The organism is Albidovulum sp., assembly GCF_049646345.1.
Lineage (GTDB): Bacteria > Pseudomonadota > Alphaproteobacteria > Rhodobacterales > Rhodobacteraceae > Albidovulum.
This window is the reverse complement of record NZ_JBARVQ010000422.1, coordinates 1-6698: the sequence shown is the minus strand read 5'-3', so window position 1 is coordinate 6698 and position 6698 is coordinate 1. Positions and strand designations below refer to the sequence as shown.

The following is a 6698-nucleotide window of genomic DNA, read 5'->3' as shown; positions in this document are numbered from 1 at the left end:
GGACGGATGTATTCCCGGCGCTTGGCGACCGGCCCGCGCCGGGACGGGTGCTGGATGTCACGGCGATTGCCGGGTTGAAGGGGATATCGCTTGACGGCGATCACTGGCGGATCGGGGCCGGTGTGACATGGGCCGAGCTGATCCGCGCCGACCTGCCCGCGATGTTCGACGGGCTGAAGGTCGCCGGGCGGCAGGTGGGATCGGTCCAGATCCAGAATACCGGGACCATCGCTGGTAACATCTGCAATGCCTCGCCCGCTGCCGACGGGGTGCCGGTTCTCCTGACGCTCGACGCCTCGGTCGAACTGGCCTCTGCCGCCGGACGGCGGGTGGTGGCGCTGTCTGATTTCGTGACCGGCGTGCGAAAGACCGATTTGCGGCCGGGTGAGGTGGTGACGGCAGTGCTGGTGCCGCATCTCGACGGCTATGTCTGGTCGGGGTTCGAAAAACTCGGCAGCCGCACCTATCTGGTGATCTCCATCGTCTCGCTTGCCGGGCTGATGCGGTTTGAAGAGGGGCAGGTGGCCGAGGCGCGGCTGGCCGTCGGGGCGGCATCGGCGGTGCCGATGCGGCTGACGGAGCTTGAACGCGACCTTACCGGCCTCGGCCCCGATAATCTGTCCGGCGCGGTGCGGGAGGAGCATTTCGAAAGCCTCACACCCATCGACGACGTTCGGGCGACAGCCGCCTATCGTCGGGACGCATGCCATACGCTTGCCATACGCCTGCTGGACGCATGCCTTGCGGCGGGGGGGCGGCCATGACAGAGCTGCGGTTCACCCTCAACGGTCGCGAAGTGCGGTATCAGGCGCGGGGGCTGGAGCGGCTCTCGTCAGTCCTGCGCCGCGACCTCGGCTGCCGCGATGTGAAGGTCGGCTGCGATGCCGGGGATTGCGGTGCCTGCACGGTGCTGATCGATGGCGCGCCGGTTTGTTCCTGCATCACCGGGGTCGCGCAGGCGGCAGGAAAGCGGGTCGAGACTCTTGCCGGTCTACGCGACAATGACCCCGCTTTTTCAAAGCTTTCCACAGCATTCCTCAACCACGGTGCCGCGCAATGCGGTATCTGCACACCGGGCATGATGGTTGCGGCGACGGCCTTATTGCGGGACGTGACCGCACCCTCTGAACGCGAGGTTGAGGATGCGCTGGGTGGTGTCCTTTGCCGCTGCACCGGCTATCGCAAGATCATTGACGCGGTGATGGGGGCCGCGTCCCCGGCCGAGGATCGGACCGGCGTGGGCGCTGGCATTGTGCGGCTGGACGGGGCAAGCAAGGTCGAGGGGCGTGAGGCATTCAGTGATGATGTGGCGCCGGATACTGCATTGGTCCTGAAGGTCATCCGCTCGCCGCACGACCATACGCGCTTTGCGCTCGGCGATCTTGATGCTTGGCGCAATGCGCATGGCCTTGACCTGATCCTGACCGCGCGCGACGTGCCCGGCACGAACGCCTTTGGCGTCATTCCCGGCTTCATCGACCAGCCGGTCTATGCCGAAGCCATCGCCCGCTTCCGGGGAGAGGCCGTGGCGGCCGTTGTCGGCGCTGCGGACACGATGGCGGCGCTGGATTTATCCACCTTTCCAATCATTTGGGACCCCATTGACGCAGCGCGCGAACCCGCGGGCGCCAAAACTCTGGACCCCTTCCATGAGGGGCACGTCGACAATGTCATGTGCCGGGGCTTTGTGAAGAAGGGCAATGCCGAGGCGGCGCTGGCGCGGGCCGACATTGTCGTTGAGGCGGAATTCGAGACCCGGTTCGTGGAGCACGCCTATATTGAACCCGAAGCTGGGTTTGCCGACTGGCGGAACGGCCGGGTTGAGGTCCATGGCGGCACCCAGGCCCCGGTCATGGCACGGGATTCGCTGGCCGGGATATTGGGTCTTGACCCCGATGCCGTCCGGGTGGTGCCGACAGCGGTCGGGGGCGGGTTCGGATCAAAACTCGATATCTCGTTCCATCCGCATGTGGCCTTGGCTGCCTTCCATCTGAAACGGCCGGTGAAGATCACCTATAGCCGTTCTGAATCAATGGCTTCCACGACGAAACGGCATCCGGCGAAGATGCGGGTGCGGGTCGGGGCGACCAAGGACGGAATGCTTTCGGGCTTTGCCTTTGACGGCGTCTTCAACACCGGCGCGCATTCCTCTTGGGGGCCGACCGTTGCCAACCGGGTGCCGGTTCATGCCGGTGGCCCCTATGCTCATGCCGATTATGTGGCGAAGACTGAAGGCATCTTCACCAACAATCCGCCCGCAGGCGCGTTCCGGGGGTTCGGCGTGCCGCAGGCTGCCATCGCGCAGGAAGCCTTGTTCGATGATCTGGCGGACAAGCTCGGTCTGGACCGGCTGGACTTCCGGATGCTGAACGCGCTCGACAACGGGGTGCCGACGGCGACCGGGCAGGTTTTCAACGGGGCGGTCGGGATCAGACCCTGCCTTGAATCCTTGCGGCCCGCGTGGAATGCCGCATTGGAAAATGCACATGAATTCAATTCTCAAGTCGGCGTTCTTCGCAAGGGCGTTGGCATCGCCTGCGGCTGGTATGGCTGTGGCAATACCTCACTGCCGAACCCTTCGACGATCCGGGCGGGGATCGTCCGCGATGGCCGTATCGTTCTGCATCAGGGCGCGATGGATATCGGTCAGGGCGCCAATACTGTCATCGCCCAGATCTTCGCCGAGGCGTTGGGCGTCGATGTTCGCGATGTGGAGCTTATCGGCCCCGATACCGGAGTGACCCCCGATGCGGGCAAGACCTCTGCCTCACGTCAGACCTATGTCTCGGGCAATGCGGCGCGGTTGACCGGGCTGGCATTGCGGGCCGAGGTTCTGCACCTGACCAATGCGGCAGACGGGGTCATTTCCTTTGGGCCGGGTGAGGTCACGGTCACCGCGCCGGATGGTACAATCCACAGTGCCCGGCTGCCCGCCGGGGACGAATATTGCCTTGAAGCGGCCGAAACCTATGATCCGCCGACGGCCCCGCTGGACGAGAACGGGCAGGGCGTACCCTATGCGGTCTATGGCTATACAGCGCAGATGGTGGAACTGACGGTGGATACCAGCCTTGGCACCGTGACGCTCGACCATATCCATGCCGCGCATGATGTGGGCCGGGCGATCAACCCGGTGCTGGTCGAAGGGCAGATCCATGGCGGCGTGGCGCAGGGGATCGGGATGGCGCTGATGGAGGAATACATTCCCGGCCGCACCGACAATCTGCATGACTATCTGATCCCCACCATCGGGGATGTGCCGCCGATCACCTCGCATATCATCGAGGTCGCGGACCCGCACGGGCCCTATGGTGCCAAGGGGTTGGGGGAGCATGTGTTGATCCCGACCGCCCCTGCGATCCTGTCGGCGATCCGCCATGCCTGCGGCGCAAGGGTGACGCGGCTGCCCGCGACGCCTGACCGGGTTCTGGCGGCGATCAGGGCCGGGAAGGAAGGTTAAGATGGTCAAGCAAGCCGTTGAATCCCGCGTGAAAGACAAGATCCGCTGTGATGCCTGTCCGGTCATGTGTTATATCGCCGACGGCCGCGCCGGGGCCTGCGACCGATATGCCAATCAGGGCGGCGAACTGGTGCGGCTCGACCCGTTCACGGTGCTGGAGTCCGCGAAGGAGGGCGACGGGCAGGTCGTACCGTTTCTCGAACTTGAGGCCGGGGAATGGGACGGCGACCTCTTGCGCACCGGACGCCCGGTCATCACCGCCATCGGTGCAGGCACCACCTACCCCGATTACAAGCCCGCGCCCTTCATTGTGGCTCAGGACCATGACGGCGTGGATATGGTTACCGTCGTGACCGAGGGGATATTCTCCTATTGCGGGGCCAAGGTGAAGATCGACACCGACCGGTTCCTGGGGCCTGAGGCGGCTGCGGTCCGTGTGGATGGTGAGCCTATCGGCCATGTGATGACTGCCGAATACGGCTCGCAGATGCTGTCCTTGGGCGGGGTGCATCACCTGACCGGCGGCGGCAAGAAGGAAGGCAGGGTCACCTGCGACGCGCTTCTGCGGCTTTGCAATCGCGAATCTGTGGAGATGAGCATCGATGGCGGGGCGGATATCGTTTTGCAGGCGGGCAAACCGCCTGTGGTAAACGGTGAGGAAGAGCATCTGATGCGGGTCGGCTGCGGTTCCGCCGCAATTGGGATGTTCGCCAAGCAATGGCACGGGCTGGTCGATGAGGTCGTGGTGGTGGATGACCACATCACCGGGGTTCTGTCGGAGCATCAGGCGGGCAAGGTTCTGGGGGTGGAGCCCTCTGGTATCAAGATACTTGGCCGCAAATCGACACCGGGCCGCTATTTCCGCGTGGCCGAGCCGGGCACCGGCTGGGGCGGCACCAATATCGACGATCCGTTGACGATCCTCGCGCCCTGGCGCGCCCCGGCGCGGCCGGGGCTGACGCTGTTGATGGTGTCGACGACGGGCGAGCAGTTTGGTTATTACGTGCTGGACGAGGATTTGCGGCCGGTGCCGTCGGACCTGCCTCAGAGCCTCAGCCAGTCGGTCGAGCGGATTGCCGAGAATTGCGAACCTTCGGTGACTTCGGTCCTGTTCATGGGTGGGGCCGGGGGCAGCCTACGTGCAGGCGTGACTGAAAACCCGGTGCGGCTGACCCGCTCGGTCCGGCAGGCGGTGACGAATGTGACCTGCGGCGGGGCGGACTGCTATATCTGGCCGGGCGGCGGCATCACTTTCATGGCGGATGTGACCGAGATGCCGTCGAACGCCTTCGGATATGTGCCGACACCGGCGCTGGTGGCGCCGATCGAGTTCACCATGCGGCTGTCGGATTTTGCGGCACTCGGCGGGCATATGGATCAGGTGCGCCGGGTCGAGGAGATCGCGGGCGAGATCGAACGGCGGGTGGCCGTGCGGCGGGACAGGTAGGCTTTTTCTGAATGCGCGCCCGGTTCCCGGGCGCAAGATATCTGTCGCACGCGGGCAGGGCCCGCGCGCTCCGGTTTGCCTCCGGCGGGAGTATTTCGGAACAGAAGAATGCTGGTCAGCCTTCGACCACTTCCGGCAGACGCGTGGCTGGCGGCGTGTTGCGGCTGCGAGCGCTGCGGACCACGCCGTCGATCACGGTCATGCCGACGCCGGGCAGATTACCCTGATGGATGGAGCCGAGCATGGAGCCGCCGGGCGCGTGCTGGGCCATGTCGATCAGGATGAAATCGGCGGCCTTTCCGACTTCGATGATGCCGCAATCAAGATCGCGCATGCGGGCGGTGTTGCCGGTGGCAAAGCAGAAGGCGATCTCGGGCGGGATGTCGCCAAGCGAGGAGAGCATGGCGATCATCCGCAGGATGCCAAGCGGCTGGACACCAGAACCCGCGGGGGCGTCGGTGCCGAGGATCACGCGTTCGGGTTGTCCAAGTTCGAAGGCGGTGCGCATGGCGAGCAACCCGGCGCGTTCGTTGCCATTGTGGACGATCTCGATACCGCGCAGGCAGCTTTCGCAAAGACAGGTGATCTGGTCGTCGGGCAAAGCGGTATGGCCGCCATTGATATGGCCGATGATGTCGGCGTCAGCCTCCAGCACCACATCCTTGTCGATCAAACCTGACCCGGGGATCGAGGGGCCGCCGGTATGGATCGTCGACTGGATGCCGTATTTGCGCGCCCATCTGACCATCTGGGCGGCGGTTTCGCCGGCCTTGACCGAGCCAAGTCCGACCTCGCCCAGAAGTTTTACGCCTGCATCCGCAAGATCCTTGAAGTCGCTTTCCACCATGCCCTCTTCGAGGACCGGGGCGCCGGAATGGACCTTGACGCCGGAGGGGCGGAAATTCTCGTACCAGCGCTGGCTCGCGATGGCCATTGCCTTCAGCCCGACGATGTCCTTGGGGCGGCCGGGGGCATGAACCTCGCCCGCCGAGATCATCGTGGTGACGCCGCCATGGAGGCAGCTATCGATCCAGTTCAACTGCTGCTGGCGGGGCGTGTAATCGCCGATCACCGGATGGACATGGCTGTCGATCAGGCCCGGGCAAAGGGTGACGCCTTTGGCATCTATGGTCGTCGTGGCGCGGTCGGTGTCGAGATCCTTCTCGTAGCCGATTGCGGTGATCCGGTCGCCGTCGCAGACGACGCAATCACCGTCGATCAGCGGTTCCTCGATCTTGCCAGAGAGGATCTGGCCGATATTGCGGATGACGAGCTTCGTTGCAGTCGGCTTGGGATCAGCCATGGGACCATCTCCTTGACGTCATGTCAGGGATGGTCCCACAAGAGTTGTTGGCAAGCAAATGGTTTGCTTTGGGCGCATTCCGAATTTTCATCCGAAAATTCGTCGATTTTTCGTAGAAAAATCGTATCTGCCTCAAGCCTCCGGGAAGAAACAAGCCGCGGGATGGGGGGCATCCCCCAGTGTCGGGCGTTCCGCGCGGCATTTGTCTTTGGCCTTCCAGCAACGCGGTGCAAAGGCGCAGCCTGCGGGCACATTGAGCGGCGAGGGCAGTTCGCCTTCGAGCTTGATCCGCGTCTTCTTCACCTTGGGATCCGCCATCGGTGTCGCCGAAAGCAGCGCCTTGGTATAGGGATGTCTCGGATTGACGAAGAGATCAGCGGTCGGTCCGATTTCCACCGGGCGGCCGAGATACATCACGATGATATCGTCGGCCATGTGCTTCACGACCGACAGGTCATGGCTGATGAAGAGATAGGCAAGGCCCAGGC

Annotated in this window: 5 protein-coding genes; 3 read left to right on the top strand and 2 right to left on the bottom strand. The window is 64.0% G+C overall.

Features of this window, described 5'->3' with window-relative positions:
• From WBB85_RS10545 to WBB85_RS10535, 3 genes are all read left to right on the top strand, one after another.
• Positions 1 to 764, top strand: a 764-nt coding sequence (locus tag WBB85_RS10545; RefSeq protein WP_432638576.1) for an FAD binding domain-containing protein, incomplete at its 5' end; no start/stop codon positions are given.
• Positions 761 to 3460: a molybdopterin-dependent oxidoreductase gene (locus WBB85_RS10540; RefSeq protein ID WP_432638575.1), complete on the top strand. Its 2700-nt coding sequence runs from the start codon at positions 761 to 763 to the stop codon at positions 3458 to 3460. The genes WBB85_RS10545 and WBB85_RS10540, both read left to right, overlap by 4 nt.
• 1 nt (position 3461) lies before the next feature.
• A complete protein-coding gene (locus WBB85_RS10535; RefSeq protein WP_432638574.1) occupies positions 3462 to 4907 on the top strand; it encodes a 6-hydroxynicotinate reductase in 1446 nt (481 codons plus the stop codon).
• A gap of 115 nt (positions 4908 to 5022) precedes the next feature.
• On the opposite strand, the gene WBB85_RS10530 is transcribed toward WBB85_RS10535, so the two are convergent.
• Complete coding sequence (locus tag WBB85_RS10530) at positions 5023 to 6210, bottom strand: amidohydrolase family protein (protein ID WP_432638573.1); 1188 nt, start codon at positions 6208 to 6210, stop codon at positions 5023 to 5025.
• 132 nt (positions 6211 to 6342) lie between these two features.
• Positions 6343 to 6698: oligopeptide/dipeptide ABC transporter ATP-binding protein (locus WBB85_RS10525; RefSeq protein ID WP_432638572.1), on the bottom strand; the 356-nt coding region annotated here is incomplete at its 5' end.